13 protein-coding genes and 1 pseudogene are annotated in these 18703 nt (G+C 46.4%); 6 read left to right on the top strand and 8 right to left on the bottom strand.

Annotated features, from left to right (window positions below):
• The 6 genes from MIC7113_RS21990 to MIC7113_RS21965 form a co-directional block, all read right to left on the bottom strand.
• Nucleotides 1-498 (bottom strand): hypothetical protein, encoded by a 498-nt coding sequence (locus MIC7113_RS21990; RefSeq protein ID WP_015184390.1) that lies wholly within the window; start codon nucleotides 496-498, stop codon nucleotides 1-3.
• Nucleotides 499-604: 106 nt separating this feature from the next.
• A complete protein-coding gene (locus MIC7113_RS21985; protein ID WP_015184389.1) occupies nucleotides 605-2389 on the bottom strand; it encodes a C2 family cysteine protease in 1785 nt (594 codons plus the stop codon).
• 119 nt (nucleotides 2390-2508) lie between these two features.
• Nucleotides 2509-3249, bottom strand: a complete 741-nt coding sequence (locus MIC7113_RS21980) for a DUF928 domain-containing protein (RefSeq protein WP_015184388.1) — start codon at nucleotides 3247-3249, stop codon at nucleotides 2509-2511.
• A gap of 40 nt (nucleotides 3250-3289) precedes the next feature.
• Complete coding sequence (locus MIC7113_RS21975; RefSeq protein WP_015184387.1) at nucleotides 3290-5617, bottom strand: CHASE2 domain-containing protein; 2328 nt, start codon at nucleotides 5615-5617, stop codon at nucleotides 3290-3292.
• 29 nt (nucleotides 5618-5646) lie between these two features.
• On the bottom strand, nucleotides 5647-6570 hold the full coding sequence (locus MIC7113_RS21970) for a DUF1822 family protein (RefSeq protein WP_015184386.1): 924 nt from the start codon (nucleotides 6568-6570) through the stop codon (nucleotides 5647-5649).
• A gap of 46 nt (nucleotides 6571-6616) precedes the next feature.
• Nucleotides 6617-7516: a hypothetical protein gene (locus MIC7113_RS21965; RefSeq protein WP_015184385.1), complete on the bottom strand. Its 900-nt coding sequence runs from the start codon at nucleotides 7514-7516 to the stop codon at nucleotides 6617-6619.
• 421 nt (nucleotides 7517-7937) lie between these two features.
• Here MIC7113_RS21965 and MIC7113_RS21960 point away from each other — a divergent pair, with 421 nt between their 5' ends.
• Nucleotides 7938-8681, top strand: coding sequence for a calcium-binding protein (locus tag MIC7113_RS21960; RefSeq protein WP_015184384.1), 744 nt, complete (start codon nucleotides 7938-7940; stop codon nucleotides 8679-8681).
• Between the two features lie 266 nt (nucleotides 8682-8947).
• On the opposite strand, the gene MIC7113_RS21955 is transcribed toward MIC7113_RS21960, so the two are convergent.
• Complete coding sequence (locus MIC7113_RS21955; protein ID WP_015184383.1) at nucleotides 8948-12085, bottom strand: YrzE family protein; 3138 nt, start codon at nucleotides 12083-12085, stop codon at nucleotides 8948-8950.
• A gap of 369 nt (nucleotides 12086-12454) precedes the next feature.
• Here MIC7113_RS21955 and MIC7113_RS21950 point away from each other — a divergent pair, with 369 nt between their 5' ends.
• The 3 genes and pseudogenes from MIC7113_RS21950 (at nucleotide 12455) to MIC7113_RS21945 (ending at nucleotide 15057) form a co-directional block, all read left to right on the top strand.
• A complete protein-coding gene (locus MIC7113_RS21950) occupies nucleotides 12455-14401 on the top strand; it encodes a cation:proton antiporter domain-containing protein (protein ID WP_155898248.1) in 1947 nt (648 codons plus the stop codon).
• Nucleotides 14402-14460: 59 nt separating this feature from the next.
• Nucleotides 14461-14632: pseudogene (locus tag MIC7113_RS36745) on the top strand (adenosylhomocysteinase); the annotation flags it as partial.
• 59 nt (nucleotides 14633-14691) lie between these two features.
• Nucleotides 14692-15057, top strand: a complete 366-nt coding sequence (locus tag MIC7113_RS21945) for a cupin domain-containing protein (RefSeq protein ID WP_015184381.1) — start codon at nucleotides 14692-14694, stop codon at nucleotides 15055-15057.
• A gap of 82 nt (nucleotides 15058-15139) precedes the next feature.
• Here the strand turns inward: MIC7113_RS21945 and MIC7113_RS21940 are convergent, their stop codons facing one another.
• A complete protein-coding gene (locus tag MIC7113_RS21940; protein ID WP_015184380.1) occupies nucleotides 15140-15907 on the bottom strand; it encodes a hypothetical protein in 768 nt (255 codons plus the stop codon).
• Between the two features lie 609 nt (nucleotides 15908-16516).
• Here MIC7113_RS21940 and MIC7113_RS21935 point away from each other — a divergent pair.
• Complete coding sequence (locus MIC7113_RS21935) at nucleotides 16517-17329, top strand: HAD family hydrolase (RefSeq protein WP_015184379.1); 813 nt, start codon at nucleotides 16517-16519, stop codon at nucleotides 17327-17329.
• Between the two features lie 100 nt (nucleotides 17330-17429).
• Nucleotides 17430-18617: an RNA-guided endonuclease InsQ/TnpB family protein gene (locus tag MIC7113_RS21930; protein ID WP_015184378.1), complete on the top strand. Its 1188-nt coding sequence runs from the start codon at nucleotides 17430-17432 to the stop codon at nucleotides 18615-18617.
• Nucleotides 18618-18703: the final 86 nt, after the last annotated feature.

Raw genomic sequence — 18703 nt, 5'->3', positions numbered from 1 at the left:
TCAGGATCTTTCAACCTCAACCGGAGTGGATTCGATTACTTGCAGGTGATCGCCAATTGTATAAGTTATGACCGCCTTAACCTGGTTGTGTTTAGAATAGCCAGTTTTATTGGTTAAATGGAAAACTACCTCAGAATTTTCTAAGGGGCGCAAACGAATCTGTTGAGGAGAGGAATCCGACAGTTGAACATTCCCATCAACTGTATTGCGAATTTCAACACGTTGAACAGTTAGGCTAACATCTTCCTCCTTAGCATTTTCAAGGCGGAGAAACACAGAAGCAAATCCAATATCCCGATTTTGTTTATTGGGTACTCCATCCGGAGGTGTTTTTTCTTCTCTGGCTTGGAGAGTGATGTTTTTAATGGAAATATTTGTTGTATAAGACATGGTGGTTTCTTTCATTGGAGATATTTGTAAATCTTTCGTTTGCGTCACAGGAAGACTGCTACAGCCTGCGTTAATAGCTAGAGCCAATAAAACAACTATTCTGACCATATCAGTTCAATAATTAACAGAATACTAATCTTTTAGAAGAGGGGGAGTAAGAGTTCTTCACCCCGTCTCCCCGTCTCTATTTTCAGAATAGTATTGATGGAGTTCTTTAGGTGGTTGAGTAACCCCAGCGGACAAACTTGTTGTCCAATGCTGTCCAAGTCATGTCTTGCGTTGAGCCATATGGATTGTAGACTTTAAACATCTGGGTAGTGGCATTGTAGCCGACTAGCGTGTAAGCATGACCTCCATCACTGAGATAGATAATGCGATCTGCATTGAAGGCGTTCACAACTGAATTGAAGTCACCTGCTTCTAAGTCCTTATACCCAGTGTTATTAAGCCCTGTGATGTGGCTAATTGCCTTGAGAGTACCATAAGCAATGCCTTGGTAAGAATTCGTGTTATCTTGACCAATCCATGCTGACTCGTTGATTTGAGCGTAGGCTTTTTCCGCTAATGCAACCCACAATTCATTGTTAGATTCGTTATAGGAACCACCGCCCCAACCAGCGAACACAGCATTTCCTCCAGCGGTAGTTGGTAAATATTTGTCTACTGTGACGTAGTCAGCCTTATCTCCGTTAAAGAAGCGAACTGTAAATGTGCCATCATTGTTGTCGATGAACATATCCCGAATTGTATCGGGCGAACGGAAAGCTGTTCCCGCTAGAGACGCGACGAAGTAGCAATCACCAACACCACCCTGGTCTATATCTTGATAGCTGATGCCGTTTTGGAAGAGCGATCCACTAGCCTGCTTGTAGCTGTAGGTTGTGTTACCACTTGAAGATTTGGCAACTGGATGATCGCCTCCTAGGAACCACTTATCCACTAAGCTTTCCATATGGGTGGCACTACTACCTGCAAACAAGTTACCCAGAGCTGCACCTTTGTACTTCTGGTTGGCAACATTACCATTAACCACTTTGTTAGCCAGATTTTGCACGTAGCCATCAAGACCGAAAGCCTTAGCATCATTCAAAATATCTCGAAGGTCGTTAATTTCCTCGGCAATGACGCTGCCATCTTTAGTACTACGCAAAATGGCAATCATATCATTGCGGTCAATCTGACCATCTCCAATCCTTGATGATACAGCTTGGTGGACGGTGTAGTCAGTGATGAGACTACTTAACTGTGTACCTGCTTGGAGGCCAAGATTGTAGTTCGTGCTGCCACCCCAGTTACCCTCACTATAAACCAAAGCGTAGTAGTCCCCTTTACCCAGCCAATGGCTGATGGATTCGGAGTTAGCGCCTCCATGGTTAGACCAAGTGAGTAATTTACCGGCACTGTTATATAAGGCTAAACCAGCATTTCCACTCAAGCCAGACAGCGATAAATTAACCTTGAAATCACTGTTAACACTAAACTTCCAATAGTCGCGTGTATCCTTCCCATAGGACTCATTGCCACCAATTTGACCCGTCTGAGTGATACTGGTTGTCAAGGTACCTACGGAATCGGCGGTCGCGATCGTGCCGTTGGGATCTGTAGCTAATACAGCGACATCAGAAATGATTTGGCTATTGATTGTGGTAAGGTTGAAGGAATTTAATGAAGTATTATTGAGCTGGGTCACGCCGATATCAGAAAGCGGCTGACCCGTTATTTTATCGTTGCTTCCTGTAGATGTACTGGTAGAGATATTTGTCCCAACTTCGCTCTTGTTCGGAATCAGTGTCAATGCCTCAACATTCGAGGAGAGGAAATCAATGGGTTCAATAAAGCTCTCATCGATGCTCAATGCCAAGCCACCCAGTGAACTATTAATGATGGCTGACTCAGGAGTAATTAAGTCGATCACTCCTACGGTCTCACCTAAATTAGCAGAATGAGGAGCAACAGATGCTTCCAGAAAGCTCTTAGAATTTGTAGTTAAATCCAGCATACCAGGAAAGTAAATTGAATTGTTCTACTTACCTATCTGCTCCCTTTCAAAGATTTACGTGTACCGAACTAAGATAGTCATATAAAGTTACAATATACACCCAGAGAAATAAAATAAATTCAATCTTTTTTAGCATTCCCGACTGAACTCACCAAAGGTGCTTGAACCAGTTCTTCCAAGCCCACAGATTTCAACAATTCTGTCCAAGCCTTCTTCACTTCAGGATTTTGTGGTTCAGATAGGTAGCGTCTAGCTCGATTGGTCAATTCATCGTACCAAATGACACCAACAAGATTAGAGCTTTGCTCAACTCGTGTCACCAAACCCTCTAAAACAATGGCATCCTCTGGCTTTGTTTGTGCCGTACAATTAACAGTTAATTGCCAACGGTAGCTCTGATTCTCTTTTAGAGAAGATTTGGCGCTAGGTGGCAAGGGAATACCAATCACGCCTGGTGTTTTAGTGAGCTGGATGGGAGCTATGTAAACAGTCTTTGTCTCATCTTGATTGTGCAGCGAAAACTCGATGGAGTGTATGTCCTCAGAAGCATGAGGAATATAAAACCAAAACACCGGATACTCAGCCGTTGTTAAACTTTCATCAGCATTTTTAGGAACCAAGGCCGTAAATGGCTGATCTGTCTGCTGGCAGGCTCCAACTCCACTACCATCACGGGTTCCTGCCGGTTTCTGCGGATCTTCAGGTGAGCCGGTTCCGGGTGGTAGCGGCACCTTAGCCAGTGACAAATCTGCCATGACTTGGGCATTGGATTGTGTCCATCCGGGTGCCAAATTGAGGGTGAAGCCAGCGATCGCAAAAACAGTAACAAAGCCAAGTTTCAGTTTCGGTACGTAGATCATCGATTAAATTGATCAAGAAACGATGAGTACTGCGGTATGTCTACTGCGGCTGACGGCTGGGAAATGGAATGTAGGCGATGGCACCACCTGTAATTACTAAAGCGACTGCTGCCGGAATCAGGGGTAGCCAACCCCCTTGGAGCAAGATTACCCAACAGAGTCCATACAAAACACTAACAGAGATGCCAACCGCTAGAACCAATCGTCGTGGTGATTCTGCCTTGCCCACACAACGCGATCGCATCTGCCACACAAGTATTCCACCCGTCAGTGACCAAGCCCAAATCCACAAAGCATCACCCCATAGAGGCAGCCACCAAATCAGCGGGCGTCCATCCTGAACAGCACTGAGCATCTGACTCACTAAGTGTGCATGAACTTCCAGTCCTCGTCTTCTGCCATAAGGGGTATTGTGATCATCTTGAATGCTGGCGGCGGTGACACCGATCAGAACGACCCGATCCTTCACCCATTCCGGCTCCAACTTCCCGGCGAAGACCTGTTTGAGAGTAACGAATTGAGCAATCTGAGGAGTGTTACGGTAATTGATTAACACCTGGTTTCCCCGTGCATCCAGCTTTTGGTATCCTCCGCTATGAGGCTCTAAACGTTTAAAGATGACATGACCCAACTGCCAGTTTTTATCAGGAGTTGTGTTTACTGGGATACCTTTAGCTTCTAAATATCGGTAGGCTAGTTGCAGGCTGAAGGAATAAGGTGTCTTGCAAACTGAAAGGGGAGCGATCGGATTTGGGGTACGGGATTGGAGATAGCGGCGAACAGTATAGTCATTGTCATGTTGTAAGTCATTAAAGCCTAATTGGTCTGCCGGACTGTGGGGCGGAGGGGCAGCCGCATGTTCTGGATCGGTGCCGAAGCATACGGTAACCAGACGTTGATTGTGCTTTAATTGGGTGACGAGTGCATTATGACCGGGCGGTACAGCTTGGTCGCGAAAAATATCCAGTCCGATCGCAACGGGTCGATATTGCTCCAGTTTTTCAATCAGCTTCGCCAGAACGGCATCGGGTAGCGGATGCTTGTATTCACGAATATCCTCTTCATCGGCTCCCACTAGCAGGATACGAGCATCGGCTAATTCTGAAGGACGTTGACGGAGGAGCTGATCGTAGCTTTTTAACTCCCAACGTTGCAGGAGTCCCAGCGATCGCACCCCCAGCACTAAGCTGGTAACCACCCAACTGGTAACCAAGACGGTTCGCCAGCGATGCCAGGGGGGCAAGGTTGGGGGAACCGGTTGTACAGAGGGAAGTTCTGTGGCAGGTTCGGGCGATTGTAACCATGTCAAAGGCACAGCCGCAGGATTCTGATAAATCACGGGCAACCAGCTAGCACAGGGAAAGTCATCTTCTAAACCTTGCAATTGCTGCCGCGCTTCCTGCACGGCTCGATAGAGAGACTCACCCCTGGCAAAGCTATCAAGAAAATACTTTAAAAATTCCTGTGCCACAAGGTCTGGCACTGGTTCCCGCATCACAATCATTTGGGGGATGTGCAATTTGTCTAACTCCCTAGCTAATCCCAATCCATCACAGGAGTTGAAAATCGCTAGTTGCAACCCGCCTGCCACTGCTTTTTGTAGGGAATACTTGAGTTCGTCCAGGGTTAAGCTATCGGTTTGGTTGAGATAAATCCGCCCTCTTTCACCTTCGGTCTGACTATGACCTGCAAAGAATAAAATATCCCAATGCTGCTGCCAAAGTTGATCATTGAGTTCTTGGCGTTGCGGTTCCACCAAAAATGTTGTGGCGGCGTTGGGTAAATTCTCTAGCCGTTGTCGGTCTTGTTCTACTTGAATGTCTTGGCTATTGCCCAAAATCGCGAGAATTTTAACCTGTGAGCGATCAGGAGGCTTCTCTCTTCTCGGAGGTGCTTCACACTCCAGAGAACTGATTCCAATTTCTGCAAAGGTGTAGCGTTCCAATAAATCCCACTGGTGCCAGGGGAGTTGCCAGAGTTGCGGGTTGTTGGCACGAATGAGCACCCGCACCTGATCAGAGGTGCTGACTTTTGAGAGCCACTTTTCTCGGATTGAGAGAAAGGACTCAGCCTTGAGCCAGGTATTGAGGCGATCGCAAAACTCAAAGGATTGGGTGCGGCATTCTTGTTTCCTGGTTTTGAGGGAACCATCAATCTTCGCTCCTTTGGCTTTAAGGATACGGGTAGCCTTGCCCAAACGGCGATAGCTTGACTGCCAGCCGCTATACTGTGCAACCAGTTCCGGCGCGGGGGGCAAGTTGCCCAAAACCTCCACTTCTGGGCGATCGCCATAGTCGCCAATCTCCAGGGTTACCCGAAAACCTTGATTGAAATCACCATCTACTTTGAGAACGATTAACTTCCCCATCGCCAACTCCTAGCGATTGCTGCGGCTATTTAAATGATGAAATTCTCTGTTACGCTAACCTCACCCAAAACCACCTTAACGCCGAAACGGTCTCCGGCTTCCCCACCAAACTCTAATTGAATGGTCTTATTATTGCTACCCGCACGGATATCCATCACCGCTTCTCCATCCTCATTGAGTACCATTAGCTGTAGATTGGCAGGTAGATAGAATTGACCGTTTGTGGGCTGCACCTCTACGCTAATATCCATGTCCTGCTCTGATTCTCCGATGAGTGCGACAATCAGCGCCACTGAGCGATCTGCCGTTGCCAGTTCAATCTGCTTGCACCGCCTCACCTCAAGGGAAGCGCTTCTGTAGTTAAACGCTAACTCGGCAGGTTCCGCTAAAAGGGCTTCCACAGCTTGCCAACCCGCTTCAAAGATATCCTCAAACCATTGACTCAGGTTGATCACGGGTTTAATTTGATGCAGATAGCCTGGTAACTCTCCTAGCGATCGCAATTGGCTCAGGGGTACCTCTGACTTTGCCACCTTCTGCACAAATCCCAGCAGCGTTGCTTCTCTCAAGGATTCAGAAAGCTGGACTGCAACATAGCCCATCCGTTCTTCCCAGACTTCTGGGGGAACGCCGACAACCTCTGCTTCTGGCAACACGGGTCTACATTCCAACTTGCCGTGATCTTTGACCAACAAATCAGCCGTATCCATCAGCATCTGCATCATCGGGTTCCAACTATCGCTTCTCTCCAAGTCCGTCTCAAATCCCCGGCACTGTAAGTAAACATGCACGGCATACACAGCGAGGGTATTCAGATAAATTTGTTTGGCTTTGCCAGGATTCGATTGGTAACGTCGAAACTCTTCTGCTCGCCCATGAGCCTCCAAGGCTAAGGGAACGGTGAAAGTCCAAGGTTCAAGAACAGGGTTAATGATGGATTGATTCGGGTTCATGGATGTTGCCTCATTGAGGGGGAGAATAAGTTTGAAGCTGGGGTAACTATTGACTAAAATGGGAGCGAAATTTTTCGCAAGAACGTTGAAAGAAACTGCTTAATGTTGGTAAGGGTATTCTGAATTGGGTTGAAATTTCTTCCCAGCTTTGACCCGAAAATCTGGCTAAGGCTATCGCTTGAAAATTAGCATCACAACGATTTCGGATATGTGTCTTTTTAAACAGATTTTTGGCATCTTCCTCTATAGATTCACGAAGTTGCTCAAACAATGAAGGTGATTCATCGGAGGGTAATCTCTCTTCTAAATCACTCATTGAAGGTAAGTCTACGATTTTGGGGTCTTTGAATTCTCTGCTGGTCTCTAGAATGACCCGATCTAGTCGGAAATTGACCCAAGTCATAAATTTTTTGTCCTGACCACGTTCGGGGTCATATTTGTCAATCTTCCGACAGACATAAATCAAAGTTTTATTCACCGCTTCTTCATAAAGCAGGTCATAAAACTGGGGGGAAAATCTTGTGCGATGTGGGTGGCTCAGCTTGCCTGATAGCCGAATGGCTTCCACTAATTCTTCTAAAGCATGTTGTCGTAAGTCGCTATGGGGTGGGTGCCGTTGAGCTTCTAAGGCTAGTTTCTTGAGTTGCACATCATCCAAGACTGTTCTAAAAGCAAGATTTCGCAGGGTATTGACCCATGTTCTTACAGGGATACGTTTTGGGTTGTAGTTGCTAAGTTCTTCACCTACCTTATGTATAAGTTGCTGTTGTGCTTGCTCGTAAATTTCTTGGTAAACACCAGATAGAGATTGACCGATAGGCGGACGACCAATTTTTCGCGATCGGAGAATTTCTTTGACCAGTTGAGTTAACGCCAACTGCCACTCCTCAGATTGGGGAGCGTGTTGTTGTACCTCTGTGATTAGCTTTTCGAGTCGCTCATCCATAGTCTTGAAAATACCACTGGAGGTGCAACTCTTGAATAGAGCGTTCACTATTGTTTTCGTTTCTTCAAATAAGCGGGTGAAGCATCAGCTTGATACTCCAGTTGTGTCTGGTTAACGAGTCGTGTTGAGTATTTATTCATGATGTATTGAATCAGGAACCTCTGATTGTTACTCAACCTAAAGAAGCAGAATTTTATGCAATTCGTTACATAAATTAATTTTTCAATTTTGCATAAAACACCGGGTGTTTGAGTTGAGTAATAGACAGAAGGAGGGCAAGGAAGCTTAACCCTCAGTTTAAAGACCAACTTGATAATTACGTTCTTTCAATCTTAATAAGCAGGTTAGACCGCTTGCTAAGAATTGCTCAACTTCTAAGGCACAACAATCAAGCTCCCCTTGAAATTTAGGAACAACTGACATGACTTACAACTACAATGGCACTTCTGGAAACGATTACTTCAATTACCTGGGTTCTGATATCCTTCTGGCACGGGGTTATGGGGGCAATGATTTTATCTGGGGAAATACTAATAATGACACCGTATATGGAGGGGACGGTCAAGACACGTTGAAGGGCTGGAATGGCAATGATTTTCTCTATGGTGAAAATGGTAATGATTTTCTCTATGGTGAAAATGGCAGCGACAATCTCATAGGAGGGGCTGGCGCAGATCAACTCTACGGTGGAGCAGATAACGACGCTCTCTATGGCGATAACATTCTTGGAGGGGGGTCAGCCCCAGTAGGTAATGACACCCTCTATGGTGAAGATGGTAATGATTTTCTATACGGGGGTGGTGGCAACGACTTGATAGTTGGTGGTAACGGCAATGATTATCTTGATGGGGCCTTTGGCGGTTCTACCACCGATCAGGACATCCTCACGGGTGGTGCTGGGGCTGACACATTCGGTTTGGGCTACAACGGCTCCTATACCGAGATCAAGTATCTAGGCTCTGGATACGCTACTATAACTGACTTTAAGTATTGGGAAGGTGACAAGATTCGGGTCGGCGGTAGCATTGGCGACTATACATTGGATAAGTCTCAGAATTTTGGTGGCAGTTCAGCTTTGGATACGGCTATCTACCGATATGGTGATCTGATTGCTATTGTCCAGGATACAACCAACGTTTATGCCTCCTTAGACTTCATTGTTTAAGCTTAGGTGTAAGAGGCTGCGCCGCTAGAATTAGGGGTAATGAGTCTTTACCCCCAATGAAATCCAATTATTTCAAGCTGATTTTTGTTTAAGTCTCGTTAGAAAAAACTGGACGGCGCTCAAATCACTTTCCTCAGAGAGTTTAGAAAGTGGCAGTCTGTTTGCATTTGTCTTGCTCTCAATCCCTAACTCCCAAAAAAACAAGCCACTCTATATAGATATAGAGTGGCTTACTGCAAGAAAATCGATCGCAAAACGTTCAACCGTTAACCAGCAACCGCTAAAGCACCGGCAATGGCTGACGCGATCGCAGAAACCGACGCCGTACCAAACAACCACCAAGCCGCCGATGCCGCCGCTTTGCGCGTTTCTTCAGCCTGACGCTGAGCTTGATACTTGACCTGCTCAATACGTCGTTGAGCTTCCTGCTGCATACGTTCTGCTCGATGCAACACGCTGTTACGGGTACGCTCAATCTGGTCAATGATGCGGTTGACGTCAGCCTCAGAAATATCCTCGCGGGAACTCATGACTGCCACCAGGGTATCCCGGTCAAACTGACTCAAGCGATCGCGCATCGCTTCAAACCCCGCTTGTGGGTCATCAAACAACTTACGCAGGTCAGCCTTGATGCCATCGTAGTTGAGTTCCGGACGGTCGAGGCTGTTGAGATAATTGCGGATTTTGGCAAAAATCCGATCAACTGCTGCCTGAATGCTGAGTTGTAAATCCCGCATTTGTGCCATCATTTGGTCGCGCACGCCCAGAATTTGATCGGCAATCCGGTTCACATCGGCTTCCGAGATATCCTCCCGTTGGGACAACAGCTTCACAAGAGTATCTCGGTCAAAGTGAGACAAACGATCACTCAAACTGGATACTCCTGCGCGGGGATCATGCAGCAGTAGCTGAACATCACGCTTAATCCCGTCGGGATTGAGTTCGTCCTTCCCGGTAGAGCGTAGGTAATCGGCGATCGCACCTTGGAAATCTTGCACCTGACGCTGAGTCCGTCTGGCAAGGCGTCGGGGAGCCTTGACAATGTTGCGAATCGTTAACTCTACATCGTCAATAATCTGATTGACTTGTGCCTCACTCAAATCCTGCCGTTGAGAGAGCAACTTCACCAAGGTATCCCGATCAATACGTGCCAAACGCGATCTCAAAGCAGATGTACCCGCTCTCGGATTGTCCAGCAGTCTGGTTAAGTCTCGCTGAATTCCTTCGGGATTGAGTTCAGCTTTCCCCGTCGATCGCAGGTAATCGGCAAGGGACGACATGACTTGGTCGTATTGCTCTTTTGCTTTTCCAGCGATTTGTTGGGGTGTGTGAGTGATGCGAGTCCACGATCTTTCTACTCGATCCAACGTTTGATTGATTTGCTCTTCACTCAAATCTTGACGCTGGTTCAATAGCTGCACCAACGTATCCCGGTCAAAACGAGCAGCTCTCGCCCGAAGGGCTGCTAATCCGGCTTGTGGGCTATGCAAAACCATTTTCAACTCCCGCTCAACGTGATCGGGATTCAGTTCTGCTCTGCCTGTATCGCGCAGTAAGGACTGAACTTTGAGCCACTGAGCCTCAATTTGTGCCTTAGCCGCTTCTTGCACTTCTTGAGATTCAACTAGAGCGCGATCGCGTGCTTGTTCTAAGTGAGGAATAATCGCGTCTACTTCCTCGATCGTTAAGTCTTGTCGCTGGCTGAGAATCCTAGCAAATGTAGAGCGGTCAAACTGGGCTAAACGATTGTTCAGGAGTCCATGATCCGCATCTGAGTCTTCCAGAATCGGTTTAAAGTTGAGCTGAATTTTTTCTGGAGTCAGGTCTTGTTGGGGAGTGGTGAGCAGATATTGTTCCACTTCATGATATAAAGCCAGGGTTTGCCCTCGCTCTTGAGCCGCCTCCGCTTCAGTCAAAACCTCCAAGCGAATCGCTTCTAAGGAGTTGGAAATTTCCCTAATTTGCTTTTGAGTCAACAGACCCTTCTGTTGCAGTAAGTCAGCAAAATCTGACCGATGCAAAGGCTCCAACTCAGCAGCAATGGTTCCTGGGTCAGCGGCTGGGTCATAAAGTACATCCCTAAACTCCCGCTCAAGAAGTTGTTGATTCGTGAGCTTCCAGACGGGAGTATCGAGTAGATAGTTTTCTACATCCGCTCGAACCGTACTGTATGGCAACGCGGCTTGATCCCGGCTCACCTGAGCGGTAATTTTACCCGCTTGGTCACCCACTTGGTCTTTGACTTTTTTGAGCTGACCGACCACTTTTTCTACATCCAAATCAGAAAGATCGGTTCGTCCCATCACCAACCCAATCAGGCTATTCACTCCCAGCGTCATCGCCTGAGCCATGGGGCTAGCTGGCTGTTGCTCTTTCTCGTGGGACTGGCGGCGTTGGCGCAATTCTCCAACCAGTTCATCTAGTTTCTGAGAAAACTCCCTTCCCAATAGTTGCTGTGCCGTGGAATTTTTCAGGTAATCGACCAATTCCCCCATGGCATCTCTTGGCTGAGGTAACTGGCTCACCGTTTTTTTCCAAGCGGCTTCGAGTTGATCAGCCAGCCGATTGACATCCCGTTTTGATAGATCACTACGGCTGCTGACCAAATCCACAAATGTCTGTCGGTCAACATCCCGGAGGTTACCACTCTTAGCAACTTCCTTCAAATTTGGGTCATTAAGTAAGTTTTCAAACTCAGAGCGAATCGCTTGCACATTGAGTTCTGGGGGACGCAACGATTGTAAGTAATCCTCCACGTTCTCCCGGATACTCACCGGGTCTATCCCGGCGGTCAATTCACGGCGGAAAGCACCGGCAGCGGCTTCAGCCGTAGCCACCATTTGCCGACTGGCAACGCCACCGCCAATCGCAGCGGTGGCGGTTCCCACAATCGCTTGAAAGCCGGAAGTGGCGGCATGGACGACTGACCCAACGAGAGAACCCACGGCGGTCGAACTGACCCAAACCAGCAGCGAGAAGTAGGTGGCCCAAATCACTAGACCAACAATCGCCCCAAACCACCACGCATTGAATAAGCTCAGTTTCACTGCTAAGAAACAAGCAATGAATAGGGCAATGGTCACAGTCACCACTGTCCAAATTCCTACACCCGTACTAATTTTGCGAATCGTACTGCCTACGCTCTCGTCATCATCTTTATCTGAATCTGAATCGGATGAACGCCCCAAGTAAGAGATCCCGGCGGCAACGGAGAGGTTGGTTAACAATAACTGAAAACCAAACGCCAACAATACCCCAGAAAGCAAAGCTGTAAAAAATTTGGGTCCGCTAAAGACCAAAGCGGCTTGCTCTGCCGTGTCGATATCGGTAGCGGCTGGAGCTAGCTGCGCCAACCAAGCGACCCAGCTATGGCTTGCCAGTACTATTCCCCCACTGTCAAACATGATTTTTCCCTCATCAAAATTTTTATGTTGCGTAAGTCTAAAGATTCTTGAATCAAGAGTCCCTGATTTTGACCTAATTCCTCTATAACGTTCAGAATCGTTGGCTATGAGGGTCAAAGTCATCTCCCCACGGTGTGAAACAGTCGAGTCTGCAACTCTGCCACACTGGTGTAATTAAACCATCGACAAGAAAGAATCTCGTTGATCCCTTTCCCACCAGTCTTCTGGAGAAACGTTGTGGAAACACTCTCGTCTGCTATCTACCCTGAATTTTTCCGTGCTATACAAGCATCTGGGTTGACTCCTGTTGCGTTCTTACCGGGTCCGATTACCGACCCTGTAGCGGTCTTTCTGATTATTTTGGCGATTATGCTGGTCGCACCATTACTGTTTGAGCGGTTGCGACTTCCTGGGATTGTGGGTTTAATCCTGGCGGGTGTGGTGGTCGGTCCAAATGGACTTGGTCTTTTGGCACGGAATGAGACAATTGTCCTACTCGGTACGGTGGGTCTGCTGTTTTTGATGTTTATGGCGGGGTTGGAAACTAGCCTCGATGACCTGAAATACAATGCCAACAAAGCGGTTATTTTTGGGTTAGCGACTTTTTCGATTCCGATGGTGCTGGGAACGGGGTCTATGTTGCTATTAGGATATAGCTGGCTGGCTTCAATCTTGGTAGCATCTTGTTTTGCGACTCACACGCTGTTGGCATTACCCATCCTCACCAAGTTGGGGATTATGCGATCGCAACCTGTAACCGCTACCTTGGGGGGGACACTCATTACCAATGTGCTAGGACTTTTGGTTCTCGCCGTTGTCGTTAAAGCTCACGGCGGAAATCTCACCCTCAATTTTTGGTTATTCCTAATTCCAGCATTGGCCATTTATACCTTTGCCACTTTATGGGGCGTTCCTAAATTAGGTCGCTGGTTCTTCCGCCAATTTGGGCATGACGAAAGTGCAGAATTTATCTTCGTCCTAGCCACTTTGTTTGTCGTGTCTTTTGTGGCGGGTCGGATTGAAATTGAGCCGATTATTGGAGCATTCTTAGCAGGAATTGCGATTACTGAACTCATCCCTCAGTTCAGTCCATTGATGAATCGGATTCAGTTCATTGGCAATACCTTATTTGTGCCCTTTTTTCTGATTTCGGTAGGAATGTTAATTGACCCACTGATCTTAATCAAGGAGCCAAAATCTCTGTTGATTGCAGTCGTCATGATTGCAGCTGAGTTACTGAGTAAGTTCTTAGCCGCTTGGGGACCGGGGAAATTTTTTGGATTTCAGTTTCCTAGCATTATGGTGATGTTTGGCCTTTCTGTGGCTCAGGCGGCATCGACTTTAGCCGCTATTACGGTAGCCTACAATATCAAACTGGTCGATCAGTTAACCGTCAATGGCATTATTGCCATGATTCTTGTCACCTGTGTTGCTTCGCCTTGGATTACGGAACGCTGGGGTAAGGATGTGAATCCACAAGCATCCAGTTCAATTGATGAATCTGAAAGCGTTCAGCCATTAGCCCAGCGAGTTTTGGTTCCTGTTGCCAACCCTAATACGGAAGATAACCTGCTCAACTTGGCTTTAATTTTAGCGAAAACGGCTGATGGCACCTTGCTACCTCTTCATGTTCTATCTGATAATGCTGGACGTGTTGCACCGGAAGCGAGGATGCTGCAAACTCAGCTATTGGCGGCGGCTGAAACCATTGCTCATGCTGCTGCATGTGATGTTGAGACGATTGGTCGAGTTGATGATGCCATTGATAGAGGGATTACCCGCACCGCATCGGAGCGTAATGCCACTTTAATTATTTGTGGTTGGAAGGGTTATTCAACCACCCGCGATAACTTTTTCGGCAATGTGATTGACAATGTACTCAGGCGCTCTGATGTACCTGTCTTAATTAGCCGTTTTCCTCAGCCGATTAAGAATACAGGACGAGTCCTTTTTGCGGCGGCAGATCAGCAAACTTCATTGGTGGCATTCCAGCAAACTGTAACCCTAGCGAAGAATATTGCCACAGAACTTAAAGCGACTCTTGAGTTAGTCATGCTTGTAACTAGCCCTGGAAGTTCACCCTTTAATCCAGAATCTGTCGGCTTAAGTTCTGATACTCCCGTGTCGTTAATACGAGGAAATTTTGTCAGAAAAGTCTCACAAATGCTGCAAATGGATGATTTATTAATTTTAACGGCACATACTCAACCGAATAGTTTGTTGGGTCTGCCAGGACAACTGGTACAGCCTGAAGCGATCGCACGAATTCATCCCGATACGTCGATGATTGTGGTTCACTTTCCCACCCATCTCTGAAGCGTGATAGCCATCCATCTTTAAACTCTCAATACATCCAAGCTGCCTTTGCACCCAAACCTCACATCATCTTTGATGATGGCGGTAACATTACCGCCAGATTTATGCAGCAATGGCAACACCAGCAAGCCTGAGCTAATAGGTACTACCGACGAGACTACTTCCGGTATTACCCGTTTAGGAGCTATGTTTAAGGATGGATTGCTCACCTTTCCTGCAATCAATGTCAACCCTAACGAGTATCTTGCTCAAAATTACCGCTAATTTCCTTTCTAAATAGAGGATAAAAAATGTTGATTCAAAAACTTAGGATGTGCGAAGAATTCATCGCCGGAGATGGCACCCTTTTGCGAGAGCTGTTGCATCCTGATAAGCAACCTTTAGAATTACGATATAGCCTAGCTCATGCAATAGTTCCCATTGGAAAAACATCAACCCCCCACTCTTTGACAACTTCCGAAGTCTATTACATTCTTAGTGGCAAAGGAGAGATGCATATAGATGGTGAACTTCAGATCGTAGAACCTGGAGATGCGGTGTACATTCCACCGAATGCTAGGCAATTTATTCGTAATTGTGGGGAAGAGATGCTGGTATTTATTTGCATCGTTGATCCTGCATGGCGTAAGGAAGATGAGACGATCTATCCTGTTTAGCTCGACCTGAATCCTTACCTCCAGATTTGAAGAGGCTATGGGTCAATAGCTCAACTCGTCAAGTAGTCCTCTTCTAGAACGTTTAACGCGCAGGGCAAGAAGCCCCTGCGGATGAAGAATTAGAACTAAATTGCCTTAAGATTAGATTCGTTGCGTCAGCGAAAAACATAGATACTCTTCCCGTGAAACTAGCATTTGCTGACTCTTCATTCCCCCCAAAAGAAGTCGTATAGCTGGTTTGATTGGGTAGAAAAGTTATGTTTGAACTAGTAAACGGTGGAATGAGAAAATCACTATTATTTAAAGAGTCTAATCCACTCGAAATAATGAAGAAAGCTAGCGGGTTATTCAAGTTATTGCTATCGAACAACTGAAACGCTAGATTGCCAACAGCATTAGCTGTCTCATCCTCAGAATCCACACGGGTGTTGAGCTTTAACGAACCCGTAAAGTCCAAGGAAAAGGTTTCGCCTGCTGTAACTTGGAAATTGTAACCGACTAATCTTGCAGAGCTTTGTGCTGCCCCCGAATACTCATCACCATCTCCATGAACAGTACTCATCGATGAAATAATAGCTGTTGTTGCAGAGGGACGAGTGGAATCAACGTTAAAATTCGCATTGGCTATGGATTCGGTTATCACTCGACCGTCATTTGTAATTTGCGGAAAATTAGGATTTATCTCTGTCTCAATGGTGAGAGGATTATGACTAAAATTGCTAAAATTCAGGGTTGCTTCAGAAGTAGCTAGAGTCGCAGCAAAGCCCGGTAAAGTGGCGAATATAGAGCCTGTGACGAAAGGCGTTAGGCATAAAAATAAGCGTTGAGCTAGTTTCTGATTAAATTTCATCGATGCCTCTTTTGATTTCAATATGTTTCAGACAGTAGCCCTCTATTTAACCTAAGTCCCTGATAAATTTGTGTTTTTAAAGCACCCTTATATGGAAATTTTTTTTATGGGTTATACTGAACATATTAGAATTAATATTTCAGTTTTTTAAGGTTCGATGCTTGGCTTAAACTTCGGGCGATAAAACTTCGGATAACAAGCTTCCTTGCTCCAGCGGTTAACTCTCCACAACATTATCCTAATGTGAGACGATTAACTTAGCTGTAAAGTTGCCATGAGTATGTGTAACTTATATTTAAAGATTTGTAGAAGTTCAATTTTTTCTGAAAATCACCGTTATCCCAAGGCAAGCGGACATAGCTAAAACCCTTATAAAGACTCGTTTTTTTAGTTTCGGTCACAGCTAGTATTGATTTAGATCACAGCTACTAACGATCTCAATCACTGTAATTTGAATAGGCTATAAATCCGCTCTTTTTTACCTCCACCTTTGGCAAGATCTAGCTTTCCAAAAGGGAAATTTACCCTATCTAGTGCACCACTCCTGTCAGCCTTAAGATAGATGATATTTTGTCAAAACAAGAAAGTAAAGTTCCATCGACTCTAACTATGCCGGCTCGTTCCCCCAGAATTCTCGCTCTCGATTTTGACGGTGTCCTCTGTGACGGATTGCTTGAGTATTTCCAGACTTCCTGGCGTACTTATACTCAAATCTGGCAACCCGATAGCCAAACACCACCGATTGATTTAGCCTCCCAATTCTACCGCTTACGACCCGTAGTCGAAATTGGCTGGGAAATGCCTATTTTACTCCGGGCACTCGTACTCAACATCTCAGAAGAAAAGATTTTGCAAGATTGGTCAAAAGTAGCCCAATCCCTGATTGAAACCGAAAACTTGGATTCAGCCGATATCGGTAAGCGAGTCGATGCGGTTCGGGATGAATGGATTGCCACTGATTTAGAGAGCTGGTTAGGTTTGCATCGATTCTATCCGGGTGTAATCGAGCGGCTTTCTAAAACGCTGTGTGCTGGACAAACATCATCCCCAGAAATCGTAACACAACTGTTCATCGTGACGACTAAAGAAGGGCGTTTCGTCAAGCAGCTTTTACAGCAACAAGGAATTGAACTCTCCGAAGAGAGAATTATCGGCAAAGAATGCAAGCGCCCTAAACACCAAACACTGCGACAACTGTTGGAGATATTTCCCGGTGACGCGACGACGCTCTGGTTTGTGGAAGACCGACTAAAAACCTTACAATCTGTGCAACAGCAACCTGACCTCACAGAGGTAAGACTCTACTTAGCCGATTGGGGTTATAACACCACCGCACATCAGGAAGTGGCTCGAAATGACCCCAAAATTCAGCTATTGTCATTGGCAGAGTTTGCACAGGATTTTTCAGTTTGGCCTGTTTAGGTTGTAAGGTTATCAGGAAATTTGGGTTTAAAACTCCTCACTAAAGCTCCTGGTGCTTCTAGCACGGCTTTACTTACACAAAAAAGGCACAATGTAAGGCATGACTCAAAAAGCCTACCGATACCGCTTTTACCCAACACAGGAGCAAGAACAACTCTTGCGCCGAACGCTGGGTTGCGTGAGGTTGGTCTACAACAGAGCTTTGCATACCAGAACCGAAGCCTGGTACGAAAAACAGGAGCGAGTTGACTACAAGCATACCTCTGGGATGCTGACCGAATGGAAGAAACAAGAGGATTTGCAGTTCCTCAACGAAGTTAGCAGCGTCCCGTTGCAGCAAGGATTGAGAAACTTGCAAAAAGCCTTTACTAACTTCTGGGCAGGTCGCACCAAGTATCCCAACTTTAAGAAAAAGCGGAATGGAGGCAGTGCTGAGTTTACCCGTGCAGCATTTAAGTGGAAAGACGGACAACTGTTTCTCGCCAAGTGTTCTGAGCCTCTGGGTATTCGCTGGAGCCGCACTATCCCGGCAGGCTGCGAACCCTCCACTGTTACCGTCAGACTAAACGCATCGGGACGCTGGTTTGTCTCGCTCCTGGTTGACCACACAATTGAATTGCTGCCGACTATTGATAGGGCGATAGGGATTGATGCGGGAATCACCTCCTTGATTGCCACCAGCGACGGAGAAAAGATTGTCAATCCCAAGCATTTTAAGCGCCTTAGATATAAGTTGAGACAAGCTCAAAAAGCGTTGTCTCGCAAACTCAAAGGCTCCAATAACAGAGAGAAGGCAAGGATTGAAGTAGCGCGAATTCATGCCGCTATTGCCGACTCCAGGACAGATTTCCTTCACAAGCTCACGACTCGACTGGTACGTGAAAACCAAACGATTGCTGTTGAAGACTTGGCTGTGAAGAATATGATGAAGAACCACAAGCTGGCTCAAGCCATTGCTGATGCTTCTAGGTCCCAATTGGTTCGTCAGTTGGAATACAAGTGCCAGTGGTACGGTCGGACACTGGTTAAGATTGACCGTTGGTTCCCAAGCTCGAAACGCTGCGGAAACTGCGGTCACATTGTTGATAAATTGCCGCTTGATGTTCGAGAGTGGGATTGTCCCGAATGCGGAACTCACCACGACCGAGACATCAATGCCGCACAGAATATTCTCGCCGCAGGGCTTGCGGTGAAAGTCTGTGGAGCGAACGTAAGACCTGATGGGCATAAGTCCAAAGGGCAGTTGCGAAAAACCAGTAATGGAAAGAAGCAGAAACCTAAATCGTGAGGTTTGGGAATCTCCGTGCGTTCACGCCGGAGAGGATGTCAAAAGCTTGTAGTGCACAGCAGCAGTCAAAGCGTTGGTGAGTCAGT

Origin of the sequence: Allocoleopsis franciscana PCC 7113 (assembly GCF_000317515.1) — a bacterium.
In the GTDB taxonomy this organism is placed as follows: domain Bacteria; phylum Cyanobacteriota; class Cyanobacteriia; order Cyanobacteriales; family Coleofasciculaceae; genus Allocoleopsis; species Allocoleopsis franciscana.
This window is presented reverse-complemented; position numbering and strand designations above follow the sequence as displayed.